17 protein-coding genes are annotated in these 23,472 nt (G+C 42.8%); 12 read left to right on the top strand and 5 right to left on the bottom strand.

What is annotated here, in order from left to right:
* The first annotated feature begins 223 nt into the window (after positions 1-223).
* The 3 genes from FN809_RS02345 (at position 224) to FN809_RS02335 (ending at position 3,442) form a co-directional block, all read left to right on the top strand.
* Positions 224-1,069 (top strand): enoyl-ACP reductase FabI, encoded by an 846-nt coding sequence (locus FN809_RS02345; RefSeq protein WP_142531859.1) that lies wholly within the window; start codon positions 224-226, stop codon positions 1,067-1,069.
* A 168-nt stretch (positions 1,070-1,237) separates the two neighbouring features.
* Positions 1,238-2,143 carry a sulfate adenylyltransferase subunit CysD gene (gene cysD, locus FN809_RS02340; protein WP_142531858.1) on the top strand — a complete coding sequence of 302 codons (906 nt, stop codon included), beginning with the start codon at positions 1,238-1,240 and terminating at the stop codon, positions 2,141-2,143.
* Positions 2,144-2,167: 24 nt separating this feature from the next.
* Positions 2,168-3,442: a sulfate adenylyltransferase subunit 1 gene (locus FN809_RS02335; protein ID WP_246095398.1), complete on the top strand. Its 1,275-nt coding sequence runs from the start codon at positions 2,168-2,170 to the stop codon at positions 3,440-3,442.
* A gap of 214 nt (positions 3,443-3,656) precedes the next feature.
* Here FN809_RS02335 and FN809_RS02330 read toward each other — a convergent pair whose 3' ends face one another.
* Positions 3,657-5,729 (bottom strand): TonB-dependent receptor, encoded by a 2,073-nt coding sequence (locus FN809_RS02330; RefSeq protein WP_142531857.1) that lies wholly within the window; start codon positions 5,727-5,729, stop codon positions 3,657-3,659.
* 376 nt (positions 5,730-6,105) lie between these two features.
* Here FN809_RS02330 and FN809_RS02325 point away from each other — a divergent pair, with 376 nt between their 5' ends.
* Positions 6,106-6,687 carry a uracil-DNA glycosylase family protein gene (locus FN809_RS02325; RefSeq protein ID WP_142531856.1) on the top strand — a complete coding sequence of 194 codons (582 nt, stop codon included), beginning with the start codon at positions 6,106-6,108 and terminating at the stop codon, positions 6,685-6,687.
* Between the two features lie 99 nt (positions 6,688-6,786).
* Here FN809_RS02325 and FN809_RS02320 read toward each other — a convergent pair whose 3' ends face one another.
* Positions 6,787-7,845: an NAD-dependent epimerase/dehydratase family protein gene (locus tag FN809_RS02320; protein WP_142531855.1), complete on the bottom strand. Its 1,059-nt coding sequence runs from the start codon at positions 7,843-7,845 to the stop codon at positions 6,787-6,789.
* A gap of 242 nt (positions 7,846-8,087) precedes the next feature.
* On the opposite strand from FN809_RS02320, the gene FN809_RS02315 reads away from it, so the two are divergent.
* From FN809_RS02315 to FN809_RS02285, 7 genes are all read left to right on the top strand, one after another.
* Positions 8,088-8,663: a TetR/AcrR family transcriptional regulator gene (locus FN809_RS02315; protein WP_142531854.1), complete on the top strand. Its 576-nt coding sequence runs from the start codon at positions 8,088-8,090 to the stop codon at positions 8,661-8,663.
* Between the two features lie 164 nt (positions 8,664-8,827).
* A complete protein-coding gene (locus FN809_RS02310) occupies positions 8,828-9,307 on the top strand; it encodes a DUF2147 domain-containing protein (RefSeq protein WP_142531853.1) in 480 nt (159 codons plus the stop codon).
* A gap of 283 nt (positions 9,308-9,590) precedes the next feature.
* Entirely contained in the window at positions 9,591-12,005 is a 2,415-nt protein-coding gene (locus tag FN809_RS02305) for a TolC family protein (protein ID WP_142531852.1), read from the top strand.
* 123 nt (positions 12,006-12,128) lie between these two features.
* Positions 12,129-13,214: an efflux RND transporter periplasmic adaptor subunit gene (locus FN809_RS02300; RefSeq protein ID WP_142531851.1), complete on the top strand. Its 1,086-nt coding sequence runs from the start codon at positions 12,129-12,131 to the stop codon at positions 13,212-13,214.
* A gap of 403 nt (positions 13,215-13,617) precedes the next feature.
* Positions 13,618-16,755, top strand: coding sequence for an efflux RND transporter permease subunit (locus FN809_RS02295; protein ID WP_142531850.1), 3,138 nt, complete (start codon positions 13,618-13,620; stop codon positions 16,753-16,755).
* A 102-nt stretch (positions 16,756-16,857) separates the two neighbouring features.
* The gene (locus tag FN809_RS02290) at positions 16,858-17,406 is read left to right on the top strand and encodes a hypothetical protein (RefSeq protein ID WP_142531849.1); all 549 of its coding nucleotides are present in this window, start codon (positions 16,858-16,860) and stop codon (positions 17,404-17,406) included.
* A 258-nt stretch (positions 17,407-17,664) separates the two neighbouring features.
* Positions 17,665-18,054 (top strand): hypothetical protein, encoded by a 390-nt coding sequence (locus FN809_RS02285; RefSeq protein ID WP_142531848.1) that lies wholly within the window; start codon positions 17,665-17,667, stop codon positions 18,052-18,054.
* Between the two features lie 104 nt (positions 18,055-18,158).
* On the opposite strand, the gene FN809_RS02280 is transcribed toward FN809_RS02285, so the two are convergent.
* From FN809_RS02280 to FN809_RS02270, 3 genes are all read right to left on the bottom strand, one after another.
* Positions 18,159-18,965 carry an aspartate dehydrogenase domain-containing protein gene (locus tag FN809_RS02280; RefSeq protein ID WP_142531847.1) on the bottom strand — a complete coding sequence of 269 codons (807 nt, stop codon included), beginning with the start codon at positions 18,963-18,965 and terminating at the stop codon, positions 18,159-18,161.
* Between the two features lie 370 nt (positions 18,966-19,335).
* Positions 19,336-19,824: a hypothetical protein gene (locus FN809_RS02275; protein ID WP_142531846.1), complete on the bottom strand. Its 489-nt coding sequence runs from the start codon at positions 19,822-19,824 to the stop codon at positions 19,336-19,338.
* A gap of 156 nt (positions 19,825-19,980) precedes the next feature.
* On the bottom strand, positions 19,981-20,379 hold the full coding sequence (locus tag FN809_RS02270; RefSeq protein WP_142531845.1) for a pyridoxamine 5'-phosphate oxidase family protein: 399 nt from the start codon (positions 20,377-20,379) through the stop codon (positions 19,981-19,983).
* Positions 20,380-20,936: 557 nt separating this feature from the next.
* Here FN809_RS02270 and FN809_RS02265 point away from each other — a divergent pair.
* Positions 20,937-23,306, top strand: a complete 2,370-nt coding sequence (locus FN809_RS02265) for an ABC transporter substrate binding protein (protein ID WP_142531844.1) — start codon at positions 20,937-20,939, stop codon at positions 23,304-23,306.
* Positions 23,307-23,472 lie beyond the last annotated feature (166 nt).

The raw sequence follows: 23,472 nt of genomic DNA, 5'->3' as shown, positions 1-23,472 counted from the left end.
ATATTTAAATTTAGTAAGAATAAAAAAATATTGTCTTATTTAAGTGTTATGAGTATTGCTAAGAGTGTAAATTGCACCGTATCAGGTGATTGCGATATGGTGCATTCTCTTTTTTCGGTTGTTAAAAAATACTTATCTCATTTATTTCTTAATAATTTGAATACGATAGTTTCGCCGAATGGCTTAATGGTGTATATTTGTACCCTCAAAACAGAAAATTAAAATGGAATATAATTTACTAAAAGGAAAAAGAGGGATTATTTTTGGTGCATTAAACGATATGTCTATTGCATGGAAAGTGGCGGAAATGGCTCACGAACAAGGTGCTGTTTTTACGCTTACCAACACTCCGGTAGCTTGTAGAATGGGAACATTAAACGAACTATCAGAAAAGTGTAATGCCCCGGTAATTCCTGCCGACGCTACAAGCGTTGACGACCTGAAAGAAGTATTTGCCAAATCTACCGAATTGCTTGGCGGTAAAATTGATTTCGTTTTGCATTCCATCGGTATGTCGCTCAATGTTCGTAAAAAAAGAGTATATCACGATTTGGATTATAATTACCTGAATAAAACACTGGATATTTCCGCTATCTCATTTCATAAAATGTTGCAAGTGGCTTTTAAAATGAATGCCATTAATGAGTGGGGGTCCGTAGTGGGCTTGTCGTATGTTGCCGCCCAGCGTTCGTTTTACGGGTACAACGATATGGCCGATGCTAAAGCACTTTTAGAGTCCATAGCGCGTAGTTTCGGTTACATTTACGGGCGCGAGAAAAAGGTGAGAATCAACACCATTTCGCAATCGCCCACTTTAACCACTGCAGGTAGTGGCGTAAAAGGTTTCGACGGACTGATGGATTTCTCGGAGCGTATGTCGCCATTGGGTAATGCCACGGCCGAGGAATGTGCCGGATATTGTATAGCTATGTTCAGCGATTTGACCCGGAAAGTGACCATGCAAAACCTCTTCCACGATGGTGGGTTTTCCAACGTGGGTATGAGCTTAAGAGCCATGACACAGTACAACAAAAGCTTTGATACCGATGATATTGAATCACTCGATTAGTTTTTATTAATCTTAATCAGTTGATTTAATATCTATTTAAATATCTTTTAAAAGTCCTGCCTCAAAGGCGGGATTTTTGTTTTTGGGGGTTTAAGTATAATTTTAAAGTATCATTAAAAACATTAACTTTGGCAGCGTTTTTAGTAAGTTTAAAATCATTGTACAATTATGGATAAATACCAAATTAATCACCTGAGGGAACTCGAGGCCGAATCCATCTTCGTGATTCGCGAAGTAGCCGCCCAGTTTGAAAAACCGGTGATGCTTTTTTCCGGAGGGAAAGATTCGATTGTGATGTTTCATCTGGCTCGCAAAGCCTTCTATCCGGCAAAAGTACCTTTTGCACTTTTACATATCGATACCGGGCATAACTTTCAGGAAACATTGGATTATCGCGACGATTTGATGAAAAAGACCGGTGCAAAATGCATTGTCAGATATGTGCAGGATTCGATAGATAAGGGCAAAGCTGTTGAAGAAAAAGGCGTAAGTGCCTCGCGCAACAAGCTGCAAACCATAACCCTGCTTGATGCATTAGAAGAGCTTAAAACAGATGCAGCAATGGGGGGCGGACGCCGTGATGAAGAGAAAGCCCGTGCCAAAGAACGTTTTTTCTCGCATAGAGATGAGTTTGGACAGTGGGATCCTAAAAACCAGCGCCCCGAATTGTGGAACATCTTTAACGGACGTAAAAACATGGGCGAGCACTTTCGTGTTTTTCCTATCAGTAACTGGACCGAAATGGATGTTTGGCAATATATCTACATGGAAAACATCGACTTACCTAATTTGTATTTTACCCATAAACGTAAGGTTTTTAACCGGGATGGCGTATGGATGTTTAAAGCACCTTTTATGCAACTTAAACCCGACGAAGAACTGGTTGAGCTGGATGTGCGCTGCAGAACCATCGGCGACATCACTTGTACCGGCTTAACCCTTTCAAAGGCCGACGACATTGAAGACATCATACAGGAAGTAGCCGCTACCAGAACAACAGAACGCGGTGGTAGAGCCGACGACAAACGATCGGAATCGGCGATGGAAGACCGTAAAAAAGAAGGGTACTTTTAAAACTATTTTAAGCATCAATTTGATATGAGCGATAAAAATTCAGGATATTTAAATATGGAGCTTTTACGCTTCACCACAGCAGGTAGTGTAGATGACGGTAAAAGTACTTTGATAGGAAGATTGCTGTACGATAGTAAAGCTATTTTTGAAGACCAGATGGAGGCTATAGAAAAAGCCAGTGAGCGCGTGGGCAACGAGGAGGTAAATCTGGCATTGCTGACGGATGGCTTGCGAGCCGAGCGTGAGCAGGGTATAACCATTGATGTGGCCTATCGTTATTTTGCTACCCCTAAGCGTAAGTTTATTATTGCCGATACTCCCGGTCATATTCAGTACACCCGTAATATGGTTACAGGTGCAAGTACAGCCAATGTGGCCATTATATTGGTGGATGCGCGCCGGGGAGTGTTAGAGCAAACCCTAAGGCATGCTTATATTGCTTCCCAACTACAAATTCCTCACGTGATATTTTGTGTGAACAAAATGGATCTGGTGGATTATAAGCAAGAAACATTTGAAAAGATAAGGAGCGATATTGACGGATTTACATCAAAACTTAGTGTTAAAGACATTCGTTTTGTGCCTATCAGTGCCCTCAAGGGCGATAATGTAGTGGATCGCTCGGAGAAGATGGATGATTGGTACAAGGGGCCAACCCTGCTACACCTATTGGAGAATATCCATATTAGCAGCGATGTAAACCGTACTAATTTCCGTTTCCCGGTACAATATGTTGTACGCCCGCAATCGCCTGATTTTCCGGACTACCGGGGCTACGGTGGCCGTATAATGAGTGGAGCCGTTAAAGTGGGAGATCCGATTACTGTGCTGCCTTCGGGCTTTACCTCAAAAGTAAAGACTATCGATTTGTTTACCGATACCATGAACGAAGCATTTGCTCCACAATCGGTAACCATAACCTTAGAAGATGATATAGACATCAGCCGCGGCGATATGTTGGTGAAGTCGGACGATTTGCCCAACACAACGCAGGACTTGGAGTTAATGATTTGCTGGTTTAACGAGCGTAACCTTGTTCCAAGAGGAAAATATGTTATTCGACACACCTCAGCCGAAGCACGTTGCATGGTAACAGGTGTTCAGCACAAGATGAACATCAATACCCTGGAAAAGGATACCGATGATCTGAATATAGGAATGAATGATATAGCTAAAATTACCCTGCGTGTTACCAAGCCCTTACATGTAGATCCTTATTTTAGAAACCGTTTTACGGGCAGCATTATTTTAGTGGACGAAGGAACCAATGAAACAGTAGCAGCAGGTATGATCATATAATCGAATTTTTTTTTGCAGAGTTGAATGATATATGGCATCCGGTACAAACCCGGATGCCATTTTTTTTACAACACCTCGTTGTGTTTTTGTAAGTATATGAATAGTAGAGCTTATGCTGAGTTATGATTTTTTTTCTAACACCTTATTAATATCGTGTTTGTAAATAAGTCTAATCTCTAATATCTAACCTCTAATATCTAACATTCTATTGCTTTTACAGAGATAGGTGTATTTTTACCCCCATCTTTACCCATCGGCCCGGCTGATATAACTGACCGATATCCGTATATTTTTTATCCAGTAGGTTAGTGGCCTCGGCATAAAGAGTGTATCGGGGTTTTTGCCAGGTCAACTTTAAATCCAAGGTGCAAAATGCTTCGTAGTCCTTCGTTATTTCGGTACCCGAACTAATATCATATTCGCCATAGCTACCCATCCTATCCTGATACTGAACAGCCCAGGATGCATGCATGTCCCAAAACAATGCATGTTGCAGACTCCCCGAGAATTTATGCTTGAGATAGTCAAATACATAGCGCGAATCATACCCGCTTGGCAAGGATTTATCTTGGTTTAACCAGGAGTAGGAGAGGTTTATACCCTGCAAAAAATGTTGTCCTTTTATCATTTCCTGTAAGTTGGCATTGATTACGGCTTCCAAGCCAAAGGTGTTTATATCATTAATATTAGAAGTGGTCCATTTGGTTCCATCGGGTGCATCGGAAGGTTTACCCCAATCAATCATGTTTTTACCTCGGCGGCTAAACGCCGAAATATTGGCACTTATACCCCCATTGTTTTTAAATTTAATTCCGCCCTCGTAGGTGGTGGCTTCTTCGGGTTTTAAATCCGGATTCCCTATAATGGTGGAGCTTGAATAAAATAGGTCGGTATAGGTGGGCATGCGCAGCGATTTGTTGATGCTACCATATATTTTTAAGTTGTTATTGAGCCAATAACTGATGTCGAACCCCGGAAATATATCAAAACTCCATCCCAAATCGGAATTTAAATTGCTCATTAAACCGGCCGATACCGATAGGCGGTTAAGGGTATAGCTGTGTTCTAAAAAGAAAGAGGTATTGGTTCGGTTGTGTTTTTTTGTAAAAAAGCCATCTTTTTCGCCCGGGGTTTTTAAGGTATCCTTCATATCAAAGCCCAGTACATTGCTCCATATACTTTCTGAGCGTATATCGGCACCCATAGCAGTTTTGCCAATCGCAGAGGAAACTACGGTATTGAGGTTGGCTCCAAGCACATCGGTTAAATGGTAGTTGTGGTGCGTGTACCATGTGGCGGCTCCCTGGTTTCCCCGGAACAATTCGAAGCGGTCGTGATGACGGCGCCAGTAAACGGATGATTTTATGGGATTTTTTGTTTTTGATGCAAAGCTTAAGCTGGCAAAGGTAGTTTTGGTTTGCTCGTACTGATTAGGGTAGCGGGCAGTATAAAATGAATTGGCACCAAAGCCTTTATCGGTGTATCCGAGCTGCAACTCTAAGTGCTCGCTGTCTGTATGGAGCTGACCATGATAAAAAAGGTTGTAAATTTCAAAGTCGGTATTAGCTATATATCCATCGGTGGCACTTTTGTTAACAGCCAAAAAGCTTTTGGTTTTACCGTGAGCTATAGTGCCACTGGCCCCCAGTTTATACAAGCCATGCTCACCTGCCATTATGTTGGCATTAATCTGGGAGTCTTTATTGCTACCTGTAATAAAGTTGATGGCTCCACTAAAAGCATTGGATCCAAAAATGCGTGCTCCGGGGCCCTCGAGTATTTCAACCCTTTCGATGCTCTGAAAATCGACCGGCAGATTCAAATTGTGATGTCCCGTTTGCGGATCGGTAATGTTGATGCCGTTGAGCAAAATCATCACCTGGTCAAAAGACCCGCCTCGAACGCTCACATCCGATTGCACCCCTAAAACTCCACGTTGGCGTACATCCACATGGGCAACGTACTCCAACAACTGGTCGATGCTTTGCACGGGAAGCGCGTCAATGTCCTTTTTGGTGATGACCGTGACAACCCTCCCTATTTCGGAATAAAGTGCCGGTACCCTGCGGGCGGACACTTTTACCTCTTCCAACTTTATTTTTTTGCTAACAGAGGCGGTGTCGGTCTGTGCAAAGGTTTGTCCATATCCTAAAAAGGTAAAGTATATCGCCGACAGCATACCTATCCGTACATATCGGTTTAAGGAATTAAATATGGCATAATTGGTTCCCTGCCATTTTTTAAACAGCATTACGCTTTCATTGGTAATGTAATTCATAATTTTCATCTTGTTATTATTTTATGATTATTAAATGAGCCACAAAACTAACAAAATTGAGTAAAATGTTGCGGGCAGCTTGGCGGATATTAGTAAATAAAATCAATCCCTAAGTAGTATTATCTTTACTGTTAATTTTTGGTTACAGCTGAGGTTCTTTTGATAAATGTGTAATTTGTCATTAATTGTTTGTAATTTTCAACCACAATGTACACAAACGCAACACAATGTTCACCATGTTTTTTAGTGTCCGCTGTGCATACCTTGTGCCCTTTGTGGTTACTTTTTTTACCACTTTGTGCGCATAAAGCTAGGAACTATATATCCCTTGATTATCGAGAAGCGGTGCTGGCTGAGTAATTACAATTTTGAATTTGTTTTTAACATGGAAAATCTATTACAACAAATAAAAAAATGCTGTATATGTAAGGATTACCTTCCACTCGGTTGTAAGCCAATTTTAACAGCTCATCGCGATAGTAAAATTGTGATAGTGGGGCAGGCGCCAGGTATTAAAGTGCATGAGTCGGGTATTCCATGGGCCGATAAAAGTGGCGATAACCTGCGAAAGTGGTTAAAGGTAAGTGAAGAGCAATTTTACGATACCCGTCTTTTTGCCATCATACCCATGGGTTTTTGTTATCCCGGCAAAGGAAAAAGCGGTGATTTACCACCCCGGAAGGAATGTGCCCCTCAATGGCACGAACAGTTGTTTAGGTATATGAAAAATGTAAAATTAGTACTACTGGTAGGCCAGTATGCGCAAAAATATTATTTAAAAGAAAACACAGCTAAAAACCTAACCGAAACCGTAAAGCAATACAAACACTATTTGCCCCAATATTTTCCTTTGCCTCACCCGTCGCCATTGAACAACCGATGGCAAAAGAAAAATCCATGGTTTAACAAGGAGGTGTTGCCTGCCTTATCGGAACATGTGGCCCATATTTTAAACGCCGAAAATTAAGTATAAAAAAAGCACCGTGTATTCGAATGTACTTTTTGACTGGTTTTAAAAATAGTATGCATACCCAAAGGCCTTTTTTTGAAGGGTGGAACGAGGTTCTTACAATATTTTATTATCAATGAGCTGCTGAAAAGTATCCGTCATGGTTTCTACCAGCGGACGATAACTTACACCAAGAGCCGTTTTACTTTTACTATTGTCTCCTATCCAGGGATATCCCACGTTGCGGGATATAAATTTACGAGTCAAGGCTTTGTTTAGCATTGGGCCTATGAACCAAATCAACCATTTGGAAACTTCCTTTTGGGGGATGGGATATTTGTTGCCGTATCTGGGTAGCAAGGTTTTGGCCATCGCTAAAAAGAAGGTGTTATGGCCTGATACGATGTGTCGTCCCTTGGCCTCGGGCACAAAACCTGCCTGATAATGGGCAAAAGCCAAATCGCGAACATCAACAATACCAAAACCCAGTTTAGGCACTCCTGTTTTAAAAGTTCCGTCGCCGAATTGCTTGATAATCTTAAAGCTTTCCGAGGAATTGACCAGCGGGTTTACGGCCGGCCCCAATACAAGGGACGGGTTGATAACTACCAGATCCCAACGTGACTGCTTATCGTGGATGTGCCAGGCTTCTTTTTCGGCCAATGTTTTTGAATAGGAGTAGGGATTATGCTTTGGTGTTGAGCTCGTGTTCCAAATTTCTTCGGTAAAAATATGATTGGGCGTTTGCATCAGATCAGCATTATCGCCAAAAATAGCAGCACAACTGCTGGTTAGCACTACCCGCTTTACAGAGAGGGTGTTATTGGCTTGTTCCAATACATTCCGGGTACCCAGCTGTGCCGGTTCAATCAAATCTTTTACCGGATCATTTACGTCCAACGCAAAAGGGGAAGCCGTGTGAAATACCAATTCGCACCCTTCCATAGCTTGGGCATAAGAGCCATAATTTAATAAATCCGATTTAAAATATTTTATTTTACCGGGCGAATTTACGGCCAGTTCATTTAAAAAAACCAGTTTTTCCTCGTCTTCCGGATTCCGGACTGCTGCATGGACAGTGATACCCTTTTTAAGCAATTTTTTGAGCAGCCAACCGGCCACATATCCCGTTGCCCCTGTTATCATTACCGGTTTGGATTTATCTATATGCGTCATTCGATAGGATTTACTAGTTGCAAGTTTAAAATTTTTGTAGAAAGTGTTCGTGTTTTCTATTAAAGTGTACCAAATGTACAAAAAAGTTGAATTCCCACAAGTATCAAGCTCAACCGGAATATTTAAGGGCAAGGTAAATTGAAGGTTTTTTTTATTCCACCAGATATTTTTTTAATGGATATTTGCAAAATTGAAAATAATGTCCTTAATTTGTTAGCGAACACTAACTAACATTTGGCAGTATGCTCACAGATAGACAGCAACAAATCATAGAAGCCTCCATTGAACTTATCGATCAAAAAGGCATACAGGGATTTACCATTAAAAACTTATCAAAAGAAATTGGTATATCGGAGCCCGGCATCTATCGTCACTTCGACAGCAAGGTAATGATATTGAGCACGATACTGGATACTTTTAAGCAGGGTATGAATGCATATCATCAACGGAAACAAAAAGAGGAAACTGTTTCGGCGGAAGAGCAAATAATGGAGTTTTTTAGTATGGTGTTTATGATGTTTAGTTTAAACCCTGCTTTGGTTTCGGTAATTTTTGCCGAGGAAATATTTCAAAACGAACCAGCGCTTACTGAAAAAGTACTTGAGATACAGGAGGACAATGAAAAAATAATAATGGCAATGCTTAAAAGTGTTGCGCTCAACCATAAATTAAAAAGTACGGATCCGGAACTACTTACCACCTTGCTGTTTGGTTCAGTGAGGCTTTTGGTGCGCAAATGGAAGATGGGTAATTACGATTTTGATTTGGCCGATAAAGGAAAAACGCTGATACATACGATTTTGAAGATGCTAAGCTAAACCTACAAGTTTATTTTTAAAGAACTAGTAGTCAATTTACATAGTCTAAAATAGGAATCATATAAATAATGAAAGGAGTAAACTAAAGGAGTAAATAAAATACAAACCAAAAGTTAGTGAGTATTCACTATTTTGTAATTCTAACTATCGCAAAATTTAAAAGCATGCAAATCAATAAAACATCTGTAACAATTTTGATGCTGCTATTTCTGCTACAAATGAGAGTTAACAGTCAAAAGCAAGGCGATGACCTACTTGGCCGTTACCGCTTGCCCAATCAGCTCGAAATTGAAATCTATCCCAAAACCGATTCGGAAGGGATGAAAGTGTATGAAGGTAAAATCGTAGCGCTCAATAATTTTGAAAAAGGACAAATTAAAGATGAGAATAATCCGGATAGGGGAGAGCGGCATAAGCAACTCCTGGGTAAAGTAATTGTTAAAGGTTTGCAATACAATTCTACCATCGCACAATGGACCGATGGCAGCATGTACGCACCCGAAAAGGGAATAACGGTGAACCTGAAGGTGAAATCGGTAAGTGATACGGCCGCCATAGCAGAGGCTTCTAAGTTGTTTTTTTCAAAAACAGTTACATGGAAAAAAAGTAATCCGTCTGTCGAGCTCCAGAGAGATAATCAGTAGGCAGTAAAATTAACTTATGGAGTTTTTTTACTCTGAGAAGGCTCTTCCCTCTCACATTATACTGAAGGAGAGCCTCCCGCAAGTCTGCGGGACAGGTCGTTCCGAATTTATTTCGGAAGGAAAGTACCGCACCACAGGTGCGGGGATGGGGATTAATAAACGCAAACTTAAACGATTTAAAAGGGCAAACCTGAACTCAAATGGAACGCATGCCTGCCGCAGGCATGAAGTGGCATCTCGCCACTTAAAATTTAATTAGGCGGGAACTTTAAATTCAAAAATAATGAAAACAATTCGTACCATATTAATTGTGATAACAGTTTCACTAACTGTTCCCATTGCTGTCTTGGCGCAAAAACCGTTTACGGTGGGTATTGTGAAGGATGCCTCCGGTAATGAGTTTGAAGCGCTCAGCAACGAGGTGAAATCAGAAATTGAAGCCTTGCTCTCCGCCCGGGATGGGGTGCGTTTTAAGGAGCTCAATGCGCAATGGAAACCCGGCAAGGTGGATGAGAATATACAGGCTTTTTTAAATGATGCCGAGGTAGACATCGTGCTTACCCTTGGTCTGCTATCCTCAGAGGCAGCCGCCCGTTTGAACGATTACCGTAAACCCGTTATTGCGGGCACTATCCTCGACCGTACTTTTCAGGCTTTGCCCTTGCAGCCGGATAATAGCAGTGGTATTTCCAACTTTAGTTATATCGAATCGTGGGTACGTTTTAAAAGTGATATGTTGGAATTTGCCCGGATGTTCCAGATCAGCCATCTGACCGTTGTGGTGCCAAAGCCATTGTATGAAGAGTTTAAGGATATCAAGGGCTTCCTGACCGAAGATGCTTTGCCTTTTGAACTATCGTTTGTTACGGCAGAGGAAGGGGGCGACCCTTTTTCCAAGATGCCTGAAAATACCGATGCGGCCATGTTATTTCCTTTGGTTCAGCACAAGCGGAAAGAGATTCAAGCTTTTTTTACCGAATTGAACCAAAGCGGTATTCCGTCGCTGGCATTGGCCGGAACCGACTATCTGGAGCAGGGAGCCACCCTTACCCTTACCCCACATTTAAGCTTTCAGCAAATGGCACGGCAGGTAGCCTTGTGCGTATTAAAGGTAAGCGAAGGCACTAATTTGATGGATATACCGGTGGCGATGGATGGTATGAATGACAAAGTAGCACGTACTCCGGTTATAAATATGCAGAGTCTCAGGCAGATGAACAAATTTCTCCAATGGTGGGCCATGGCCAATGCCATAGTGATGAACGTGGCAGAGATGCCCGGTGAAGAGCTGAGCTTGCGGCAGGCCATTGCCCGGGCATTGGAGAACAACCTGCAAGGTAAAATAGCTGATCAGGATTTGTTGATAGCGCAAAAAGATGTACGCATCGCCCGTTCCAATGTATTGCCTCAAATAGAGGTTTCGGGTAGCGGTGTTCAACTGAGCCGGAATCTGGTGGAAGCCTCCATGGGGCAAAGGGGCGAGTTCACCATCACCGGCTCGGCATCGCTTAAGCAGGTGATCTGGTCGGAGGCCGCCTTTGCTAATATTGCCATTAAAAAACTGGCTGCCGAAACAGCACGCCAGTACAATAGGCAAACCATGCTCAATATCGTGTCCGACGTATCCAAGGCCTATATTTCGCTGCTGTTTGCCAAAAGTAAGTTGCAAATAAGCAACGACAATGTATATGCTACTCTGCAAAATCTTGAGATGGCCAAAGCAAAGGAGAAGAGCGGCGAAGGGGGTATATCGGATGTAAATAGATGGACCAGTGAGCTTAATTTAAATAAAATGACGCTGAACGATGCACAGGCTAAATACAGGGCGGCCATGTATCAGCTTAATCAATTGCTGAATTATCCCATTGCCAACAACATTGCCACCGCCGATTCAATCAATGTGGATGGAACGGTGGTGCCCGACCACGATTTGCTGTCCCTGTTTTTCGAGAGCCCGGAACTCACGGAAAAGTATGCTGATTTTTTGATTGAAGGCATGCAAAACTGGTCGCCCGAGTTACAACAGCTGCACACGGCGGGTAGTATGGTGGATAGAAAAAGAGCCATGAACATTCGGCAAATGTTCATCCCCGAATTGGCATTATTTGGTGGCGCCGATCAGGCTTTTGTACGCGATGGAACCATCAGCAACCCGCAGCTCCCCATTCCTCCGCCGCCCGACGATATCACCTGGAACATAGGGCTACGCCTGAGTCTGCCCATATTTACGGGAGGCCGTAAAAGCACCGAGGTCAAACGCTCCGCCATTGAACAGGACAAAATTACCTGGCAAAAGGAGGAGTTGCTCGGTACCCTGGAACAGGGCATACGAGCCAATGTGCAATTGCTCAAAGCTTCGTACCGCGAATTGGACCTCTCGCAAAATGCTGCACAGGCAGCTGCGGATAACCTGCAGGTGGTGCGCGATGCCTATTCGCAAGGAATGGCGACCGTAGTGCAGCTTATCGATGCACAAAATATGATGGTAAAAACACAGCTTATGGCACAGAGCTCCTATTATCAGTATGTACTGGATCATATCCATACCCAACGTTTATACGGGCGTTTTATATTTTTGGAAGATGAGGAAGAACAAAATGCTTATGTGCAGGAATTGAGAGAAAAAAGCCCCTCCGAAATCATCGGAGCAGGCTCTCCGGCTCCCCCAAAGGGGGAGAGAAAGAAGCAGTTACGATGATTAGTGAGTTGTAAATCAAGCCCTCTGTTTGTGCCTATCCAGGCTTGCGAATAGTAACTGTTAATTTTTTATCTCTAACCTCTAACCTCTAACCTCTAATTTCTTATCTAATAATCTAAAAAAATGAAAACATATCTTATCATTTTATGCGCTCTGCTACTAACGGCTTGCGGAGGTAAACAAGAAACTGAGGAACAGATACGCCCGGTTTTTTATCAGGTTGTCGGAAAGGGTTCGGTAAACGAGGTACGTTCCTTTGCCGGTATTTCGCAAGCCAGCAAGCAAGCAAAACTGAGCTTTAGGGTAGGGGGCAACATCGAAGCGATAGCCGTTGAACTGGGCGACAGTGTAAAAAAAGGCCAGGTGATTGCGCGTTTGGACAGCACTGACTACCATATTAATTATAGCAAAGCCGTTATGTCGCAAAAAAATGCGCAAGTGCAACTGATAGCGGCCAGGTCGGCATACCAAAGGATTGAGAACCTGTATGTCGGTAATAATGCTTCGCTCAGCGATTACGAAAGGGCCAAGGCACAGTACGAGTCGGCGGTGGCCATGGCCAGCACAGCCGATGCGCAGGTACGTGCCGCCAAGAACCAGCTGGATTACACTATTCTCTTAGCGCCTTACGATGGTTCCATAACGGCCATCATGGCCGGTGAAAACGAGATGACCGGAGCCGGGCATCCTGTTGTGGCGTTTTCTTCCACAAATCATATGGAGGTGAGGACGGCCGTGCCCGAAAATGTAATCGGGCAGGTGAAAAGCGGACAGGGGGTGACAGTAAGCTTTGGCACATTGGCCGACAGGGTGTTTAACGGAACTGTGTCGGAGGTAGGCACAGGTACAGGCATGGCTTCCACTTATCCGGTAATAGTCAGACTTTCGGAGCCGACGGATCAACTGCTTCCGGGCATGACAGGAACGGTCCATATCCCTTTGGATACACAAACTAACAGCAAGAGAACCGTGATAATACCTACCGATGCGGTGAGCCATTCCGATGACAAAGATTTTGTTTATCTGGCTCGAAAGGATGCAGCATCAGATGGGTATATGGTCGCCAGGCAGGATGTTATCACCGGAGAGCTGACTCCTGATGGATACGGTATTCTGGAAGGCCTTTCAACAGGCGACATTGTGATTACGGCCGGCCTTAGCGCTTTGTACGAAGGGCGGAAGGTGAAGCTTATCGATGATAATGAATGATTAGTGTAAATGACACAAGTTGTTTTAATTAAGCTCTTAAAAACCAACTAATGTTAACATGTTGAGGATAATTCACTTCATGTTTTTGTTATGCTCAAGAATCTTTAAGTCACCCTCCAAGGCTGGTCACCGACATCAGCAACGTAGCTTGGGACCCACTTGTTGAAGACGATGAAAGAACAGAAAGCTGTTTGAGTGCAACGAGTTCTTTCTGTTCCATCGTCAAAACATTAGTGGGTAAGCGAGTGGTGCGGTCGGCGGGCTTTTTTGTTTACTTTTTTTGGCTGTAGAAAAAAAGTAAAAGCCCCTCCGTCTTTAGGAGAGTAGAGAAGTTTAAATAATAGATATCTAATATGCTTTATTTAAAAATAAAGACTGAACTATTTCATAAATCTGTATAGTTATGAACTTAACAAATATCGCCTTAAAAAATACGCGCTTTACGCTCATTGTTTTTTTAATATTGGCCATTATCGGTGTTGCCAATTATTTTAAACTGGAGCGCGACAGTATGCCACCTTATACCATACGCATTGGTACGGTGGTCACAAAATTTCCGGGTGCCGATGCCCGCCAGGTAGAGGCGCTGGTGACCGACCCCCTGGAAGAGGTGATACGCGAGATAGCCGAAGTAAAAACCATCGGGAGCGAATCGCGCGATGGAATATCGGTCATTACCGTAGAGCTGAAGGTTCAGGTAAACCAAAATCAACTCCAGTCCGTTTGGGATCATCTGCGGAATAATGTGGAAGACCTTAAGCCGCTGCTGCCACAGGGTATTATGGGGCCGATGATAAAAACGGAAGATATAGGTACGGTGTTCGGCATCATCCTAGGTGTTACCGGCGACGGGGTGCCTTATAACCAACTCGAAGGCTATGCCAAAGAGGTACGTGAGGAACTGTTGCTGCTACCCGATGCCTCCAAAATAAAGTTCGGTGGCGTGCAGGACGAACGTATTTTTATTGAGTTCGATGATAAACAATTGTCGCGTTACGGCTTGAATGCCGCAAAATTGCGGAATATCATCTCGGCCACCAACATACTTTATCCCGGCGGTGAGATAAATATGGGGCGCAAACGTATTTCGCTTATGCCCTCGGGTAATTTTAATTCCCTGAACGACCTGAAAAAAATATTGATACCCACATCCACAGGAGCTACCGTTTTTTTAGAAGACATTACCACGCGCATCTATCGCGATTATGTATCGCCGCGCCAAAAAATTGTGGGTATCAACGGTAAGCCGGCCATCGCACTTTTTATTTCACTTAAAGACGGGGCTAATATTGTGCGCCTGGGTGAAGATGTGGACAAGGCGCTGCCCCGCATCAACGCTAAACTACCCTTAGGGGTGGAGGTGGTGAGGTCAGCCTCTCAGGATAAGGTAGTTGAAGGTCAGGTAAACGATTTTTTGATCAACCTGCTGCAAAGTGTGCTTATTGTGCTGGCCGTCATGTTGTTTTTCATGGGTTTCCGGCTGGGTTCATTGGTGGCCGCTTTGTTACCCATGGTCATCCTCTCCGCTTTTTTCTTTTTGGGCGTGCTCAATTTGGGATTCAACAAAGTATCGCTGGCGGCCCTCATCATATCGCTGGGACTATTGGTGGATAACGGGATTGTTATGTCCGAATCCATGATGGTGGCCATGGGCAAGGGGATGAGCACCTTTCAGGCGGGTGTACACTCTTGCAAGGTGTTGATCGTACCGCTGCTTAGCTCAACCCTGACCACCTCGTCGGCATTTTTGCCTTTTGCATTGGCCGAAACACCCATGGGCGAAATATCGTCGCCTCTGTTTTGGGTGGTCAGCGTTACCTTGCTTAGTTCATGGTTTATGGCTTTCACCTTTATCCCGCTGCTGGCGCTGGTACTTATAAAAACAAATAAATCCGGTGGTACAAAAAAGGAGAATGCCGTCGACCGGAATATGCGCAAAGTAAACTTATGGTACAATGGTGTGCTCTATCGGGTTTTAAAAAAACCGCTTTTATTTGTTGGAATTATTGTGGCACTATTCGTAGTAGCCTTGTCGCTTATGCCATTGCTTCCGTTTAAGCTGGTGCCTGATAGTGACCGTAACCTGGTAACGGTGGATATCATATTCCCCGAAGGCACGCAGATTGAATATACCGAGCAAGCAGTAGATGCCATCGGTGCTTATATCTTGGATTCGTTGCTGGTAAAACCCGAAAAACATAAAGGCAAGCGCGGCGTGCTCGACTTTTCGTCATTCATTGGCGAAGGCCCGGAACCCTATGATTTGGGCTATTTTAAAAATGAAGCTGTATCGCATTATGCACACATGCTGCTTAACACCACCGGCGATACCGATAACGATTACATCATTGCGAAGGTAGATAGTTTCTGTTTTAACCATATTCCTGATGCCGATATCCGCGTGAACCGCCTTACGGGTGCAGGCGCATCGGGCACGCCCGTCGAAATACGTATTTCGGGCCGTAATCCCGAGCAGCTGGCTTTCATTTCCGATAAAGTGAAAAGTAAACTGGTGACCATCAAAGGAACCAGAAATATTACCGATGACTGGGGGCCGAAAATACAAAAACTGATGGTGCAGATAGATCCTGACAAAGCGCAACGTGCCGGACTTACCAATATGGAGATTGCTATGGCATTGAACACGGGATTGTCAGGTATTAAAATTGATGATTTCCGCGATACAGACGAACGCATTCCCATTTATATGAAGGACAGGAACAGCGCCGAACACGACATTGCTACCATCAAGGCATTTAATATCTACTCGGCTGCAACCGGCCAAAACGTAGCGCTTGCTCAGGTGGCCGATGTAAAGGTTGATTGGCAGTTTGCCAAGGTCATACGTAAAGATTTAAAACGAACCATGACGGTGGGTGCTTACCTGCAACCGGGATACAATGCCGACGACATTTTTGAAGCCATCGGGCCATGGATGAAAGAACAAAAGGCCACGTGGCCCAATGGCTACGGATATGAATTTGGGGGTGAAGATGAAGATACCAACGAAAATCTGGGCGCTATCTTCTCAAATTTGCCACTGGCATTTTTCCTAATCGTAATGTTGCTAGTGATGCAGTTTAACTCCTTACGCAAGACGACCATTATTTTGTTGGCCATACCTCTGGGCATGATAGGTGTGGTGGCGGGTTGGTTTATCGGCGGATCGTTCGTGAGCTTCTTTGGCATACTGGGCGTTATTGCCCTGGCCGGCATTGTGGTGAACAATGCTATTATACTCATCGACCGCATTGATGTGGAGATCGCCGAGAACCCTGACGTGGATCGCCGCGATGCTATTATGTTGGCCGTACATAATCGTTTCCGCCCGGTGCTGCTTACTACTTTCACCACCTCATTGGGTATGTTGCCACTGTATTTTGGTGGCGGATTGCTGTGGGAACCCCTTACGCTGGCCATCATATCGGGACTGTTGTTTGCCACCATTATCACGCTGTTTTTTGTGCCCGTTATTTATAGTCTGTTTTATAAGGTGAAATTTAAGGCGTATGAATTTAAACGAGAAATGTTAGAGGCTTGAAAATGAATATAGATTATAATGGGAATTAGCAGGTAAACGCCCGGATCTATTTCAATTTCAATCAATTGTATAGTCTAATGGTAGATGGCAAAAAATGAAAGCATGATGAGAATAGATAACAACACAATAATAGAAAAAGCAAGGGAGATTGTAGGAAGGCATGGAACAAAGGGACTTTCGGTTGTGAGACTGGCCCGTGAATTGGATGTGGGTGAAAATGATTTGCTTCCTTTTATTACTAAGGATGATGATGTTTTTCTGTTGCTTCTTCTCGACCTGGAAGCTAATTTCATTAAGCTAACCCGGGAGTTGAGCCATGAAAACCAGTCGCCCGACATAGAGCTGCAACTGTTCTTTAGGCGTTTGTATTTTATATTTGAGAAAAATCCCCATTATCGATCCATTATTTTTGATGATAGCCTGTATAGAAAAAATAAAAATATAGCTAAAACCTTTATGCGCATAAGGGATAGCGTGGAGTATTACCTATCGAAGATAATTGATGAAGGAAAACGGGAAAAGCGATTCAAAACGAAGCAGTCGACCCAGTTGTTGGTTAATAGCATAATATTAAGTTTTCGTTCGTTTGTTGAGGATGAGCACCTTATCAATGAGATGATTCGGGAATTACAAACGCTTAGGGTTTTATAGATAGGATACTTTCGGATTGTTCCCTAATAACCACTCCGTCTGACATTTCGTACCTCATGTCATCCACCCCTCCTTGAAAAATGAGGGGAATGACAAGATGCTTAGATTTGTTTTATGGATAAAATAACACCAACGGCGGCTCTTCCCCATCCCTTTTGATGGGAGGGGGAAGTACTGCCGCGCAGCGGTAGGGATGGGGGTGAATGCGTTATGGCGATGGCTTCTCGGATGCGAAAAACTTACTAATTTATACACAAAATGAAAAAAATAATTCTTTATTCCTCCGTTACCGTGCTGGCCATTTTTGGTTTGCTTACCCTGTTTTTAAGCACATCGATTATTCTCGATTTATTTGGGATTAGGGAGATGAAAGGCAATTTTGTACCGTTTGTGGTGTGGGCAAATTTTATTAGCAGTATCCTCTATTTAAGTTCGGCCTACGGGTTTGTTAAACAAGAAAAATGGACTGCCAAGGTGCTGGGTGCTTCTGCTGTTATTCTTATGGTGGCCTACGCCGGCTTGTTTGCACACATCAAATCCGGGGGGCTGTACGAAGTTAAAACAGTTGGGGCAATGGCGTTTAGGATAGGTGTAACGCTCATGTTTACCGCTGTTGCATTTTTTACCATTAACAGGCGGAGGAAATAAACCCAGAACTTTGATAAATATGAAAACACAAAAGTTTCTATACCCGGCTTAATGTTTTTCCCTTATTTTATGGTGGACTGTATAAATATATTGGCTATAAAATATTAAAAAGTGATGGGTGATACTAAGTTTTTAAGTAAGCTAATTACACTATAAGCAGCCAGTGAACTTGATTTAGGATTGTCCTCAGACGGTGTAGTCTCTATTGTTATATTAACATTTATTGTTTCTCCTGATAGTTTTACCGTATGCTTGTTGCTTTTAAATCCGGGAATACTGTTAACAGATACTTTGGTATTATCAACACCGGTTGTTGCTATGGCAGTGGTTACTGCAACATTAACATTTTCGGGGAAATGTTCTATGGCTTCCTTCGCTGAGCCACTGAATATTTCTTCGGCTTTTTCTTCAGAAAGCTTTCTGCCCTTTAATAATGGCGCCCCATTTAATGATCTTGGTGATTTTTCTGTGGTAATACTTACTTCGGCATCTTCCATTAGCATGGATCCACGTAAAACATCAAAACCACCTACTGCTCCAGATGGTATGTGAACGCGACTATTATTTTCCAATGCTGTTTCTTTAACCTTATTATAAAATTCCTTGTCGGCAAGAGCTCCTACGGACAATGGTATGATACTAATACCATGTGCTAATATTTTAACCCCTATATCTTTGAGCACATCCGGAAAGGCAGCTTCGATAACATAATCTGGTCTGTCGTCAATTGTTTCATTTAAAGTACCATATGCCTTACAACCCAGCTCATATGCCAACTTCTTTGCATTTTCTATTTTTCCGCTTAATACTCCTAATAGGTTATATTTATCATCCAAATCCTGCGAAATAACTTTTCCAATAATGCTACCCAGCGATCCACTACCTACAATGGCTAATTTATATTTCTTCACTTTATCATCCTTTCTTTTAAATCCTTATTATTCGCTTTAATCCTATCTTATTTTGGAGTGGTATCTTTCAATAATTTGTGTAAGCGACCTAGGATTCTGGATTAAATATAGCTTATTTTATTCTGCCATCAAAGGATTATAATAAGTCTGGTAACAGCTTTAAGGCTATTTTTATCCATCTCTGCTATGGTGCAAAGTGGCAGCCCCGGCTTGACTAGTATTAGGCTCTGCAATTTGTTAATTACATCACCAATGAGGGCTTACTTCTTACGCTTTTTTGAGAGACGCATTTAAATTATAATTCGATTAGGTGTATGTACTCTTTTCTTTAGGCTTAATATTGAAATGATATCATGAAAGGACTCATCTTTTATTCAACCGGTCTAAAGTCCTGATTACTGAAAGGTGAACTATCGGGTATTTTTACTACGTTAAATCCAAATTCCACAGCTTGATGACACTTGTTGCAAGCATTTGTCAATGAGATATAGCTACTTTTGAATAAAGCGGGATTTTTTTGTTGAATAGCAATATTGACACTATCTAAGGGAGGAATTATCATTCCTATCACTTGGGTTTCCTTTCGTTCAGATTGAAATTTCTGAATGGCTTCAAAGTATTCCATTATTTCAACTACTTCAAAGTCGGCAAGTTTCCAATTTTCGTTTTGTCCTGCAAACCATAATTTAGAGTGGTGTGCTTGTATGCTACTCATAAAATCTCCGAAGCCGGGTTTGTACGTGTCTGCAAGTTTTATTTCCAAACTGTCAATACGGTTTTGCAAAATTTTTGTGTTGTCTGTCTGCTGGTTACAGGCAAAAAGCCCAAAGGTCAATGTGATTAAAAGTATCTGTCTCATTTTACTGTCTGTTTTGACTTATCAAGGTTTATTAATTCTGATTAGTCTTTTAATTTATGATTAAGATTATGCTCGCTTTTAGGAGTCCTTTCAACTGGGTTCCGTTATTAAAAGGAAGCTCCATAAAAACCGTATTTCGTACAAATTAGGAATTTGTTAGCCTATTATCTTGCCTGCCATTGGCCCGGGTTTCAGGCTATGAATTTCGTCAATTGTTATTAAAATTGCGGCCTTGGGTTTTGGCATTCCCGCCTGAAGAGACATTTCTGCTGTTTTGTCGTAAATCTCTCCGCTGGTCAATACTTCAGGTGTTCCAATAAACCTGTATCCATCCATGTTTTCACGGTTAACAACTGCTACCGCAATTTTTGAACCATCCAGAATGTTCTGATATGTCCTACCGCCAATCCCTTCCGTAAAAATTAACGTGGTATCATTGAATACACGAGTAGAACGCTTTGGTGCGTTATTAGGAATCCCATCTTTGCTAATTGTAGCATGGAAGCATTGCTGAGATTCAATCATTTCTTTCATTTCTTTTGTAAGTTGCGACATAGCTGAGATTATTAATTATTCAAAATATTTTAAGATATTATTTTCATTTTTAGCGAGTATTACCATCAGTTGCAGCTGTTCTGACCTACTTCATTAGTAAAGTACAATATCGGAAAACTGTTTCAATGTAGGAAACTGTTGCAGAGCTTTAAAAATACAAACTATCCTTGATAAACCAAGGGCTTTCCTCTGTTTTATTCAGCGGATGTTTTGTCTGCCACAAGTTCCCGAAATATGGCCGGACAGGTCGTCCCGAACGCATTTCGGGTGGCAGTTTGTCTGTTCACAAACAGGAGAGTCCATTCACGGGCGAAAATAATGCTACGTATCGTTAGTAAACTGTAATTTGAGCGGATGAAAAAATGGAGTCGTCAATGGAGAACTCGGAAGTGAAGAATATCTGGGACTGATTAGGCAATGTTATACTAAACCCGGGCACAATTATTTTCTGTTATTTTTTCATGGTGCTTTCAACTTTGACATAATAAAAACAACAAATTATTTGAACGTAAATTAAATTCTACTATCTTTCTATCGCACCTGTCATCCATCTTTCTATGAAGTTAATTTTCACGACCACCCTCCTATTATTGTTTCCTATTTTTACGCACTCGCAAACTACGGTTAAGATAGGGGTGGTATCTGATTTTGAGATGGCCGGTGTCATGTCGGATTTTCTGCACACCGAATTAATCGGTCAGATTCAAAAAACGGTGGGCAGTGCATACAGCATCCAGTTAGAGGACGACAACCTTTTTATGGCTCAGCGCACACCCGAAGCTGTTGTGCAATCGTACCAAAAACTTACCCCCCGTTGTAACATCATACTTGTGATGGGGGCCGTGAGCCTCAACGGCATTTTGCAAATCAAAAACTATCCCGTACCCACTCTTGTTTTGGGCGTTATCGATCCTGACGTGCAAGGTGTTCCTCATTCGCTGACAGGAACGTCCGGCATCTCCAACTTTAGCTATTTGCTGGCCTCGCAAAACATTAGGGAGGAGCTGGTTGCTTTTAAAAATTTGGCCCGTATCGATAACATCACCATACTTTTCGATAGTGCAACCCACAACGCCATCGCCGATAACAAGACTTCCGAAGAGGTTGAATTGCTTATGGAAGATGAAGGTTTGAAAGTAAACATTAGCCCTGTTTTGCTCAACGATATTCACAACTCGTTAAATAAGATGCCCGCACAAACGCAAGGGGTCTATATTGCCATGCCCTACAAGTTTCCGGGCGATGAGATACAGCAAATTGCCGATTACCTGATAGAAAGGAACCTTCCCTCTTTTACGATGACCAAATGGCAAGTGAACGAAGGGCTTATGGCTTCCATATCGGGCAATACGGGTATGGATCAGTTACTAAAGAAAACGGCTGTAATGGTAGATGGGGTGCTGCGGGGCGAGGATATGGCTAATATGCCCGTGGCGCTGAACACCCGGGAACAGATTTATCTGAACCTGTCCACGGCAAAAAAAATCGGGTTCTCACCTTCTTTTGATGTGCTGTTTTCGGCCGAGCTTTTGGAAGATGGGTTAGCGAATGGACGGAAAGAATACAGCATCGAAGAGGTAATCGAAAAAGCCATCTCCACCAACCTGAATATAAGCATCAGCAAAAAGGATGATGAATATGCCGCCCAGGAAATAAAAGCCGCCCGATCGCAATATTTGCCCGACATAAACCTATCGGCCACGGCCATGCAAATAAACCAGGAAAGAGCCATGGCAGCGATAGGGCAATCGGAACAAAGCGTTTCGGGTACGGCAAGTTTGCGCCAGCTGGTTTATTCGGACGAGGCTATCGCCAACATTAAAATACAAAAATACCTTAGCGAGGCCCAACAGTATGCCAGCCAGCAAGAAATAAACAATGTGATTTTAGATGTTTTTGTGGCGTACTTCAATATTTTGGAGGCCAAGGCCAACGTGCTCATCCAAAAGGAGAATTATCAATCGTCGAAGCAAAACCTGGAGCTGGCACAAATTAGGGTAAACGTAGGTTCGAGCAGTAATGCCGATGTTTTCCGTTGGAAAAGTGAAGTAGCCAATGCCAACCAAACACTTATACAAGCAAGTAGCAACGAAATGCTGGCCCACTTAAACCTTAATAATTTGTTGAACAATACGCTGGCGGAGGATTTTAAAATTGAGGATATGTCCATTAGGGGCGAGTTTTACAAAAAACATGTGAGTAATTTTGGGGAGGAGTATTTTAATACGCCCGAAAGATTAAAGATGGTAACGCAATTTTTGATCGGCGAAGCCCAGCAAAACCATCCTGCCAAAAAGCAGATTGAAGCCAGTATGGATGTTATAGAACGGCAACGGAGCATCAGCCAACGGAAGTTTTATACTCCCACGGTGGCCATCCAATCGCAAGCCGACGATGTTTGGTGGCGCGGCGGCAAGGCATCTTCGGCACCGCCGGGATCTTCCTTTAACTATCTGTCGTGGAACATAGGCCTTAGCGTTTCGTACCCACTGTTTAGTGGTAACCGGAGGCGTATCAACCTAAAAAAATCCATCATCGACCGCGAGCAGATTGAGATGCAGGAAGAACGCCTGAACAACGACTTGGCACTGAATGTTCGCGAAAAAGCCCTTCGCCTAACCGTTGCGCATACCAATTTACATTTTTCGCAACTGTCGTCGAAAAATGCGCAACAAAACTTTGAACTGGTTCAGGAAAATTACAAGCAGGGAACGGTATCCATTACTCAGCTTATCGATGCACAAAAAGCAGCCTTGCAAACCAAGCAGGCCTATGCCTTTTCCATATACAAGTTATTGGTGGCACATATCCAAATGGAACATGCCATCGGATTTTTCAGTTTGTTGCAATCACCGGAAGCCATATTCCAACTCAACCAACGGTTTAACCAATCTATGATAGAACAATATGACGTGCAGAACGAATAGTACCACTGCGAGTGGTGCGAACTAGGATGCGTAGCTTGGCTTCATCTTATTAAATAATTAATGATCTGTTGGGGTAGACACACAAGGAGATAATTATAAGGAAAAAGCTCTGCGTCATAGTGCCTCTTTCGCTTAGGCGGAACAAGTTGTGTTAGTAGTCCCAACC

The organism is Saccharicrinis carchari, assembly GCF_900182605.1.
GTDB classification, from domain to species: domain Bacteria; phylum Bacteroidota; class Bacteroidia; order Bacteroidales; family Marinilabiliaceae; genus Saccharicrinis; species Saccharicrinis carchari.
Note: the sequence above shows the minus strand (reverse complement) of the source record. Positions and strands in the feature narration are given on the sequence as shown.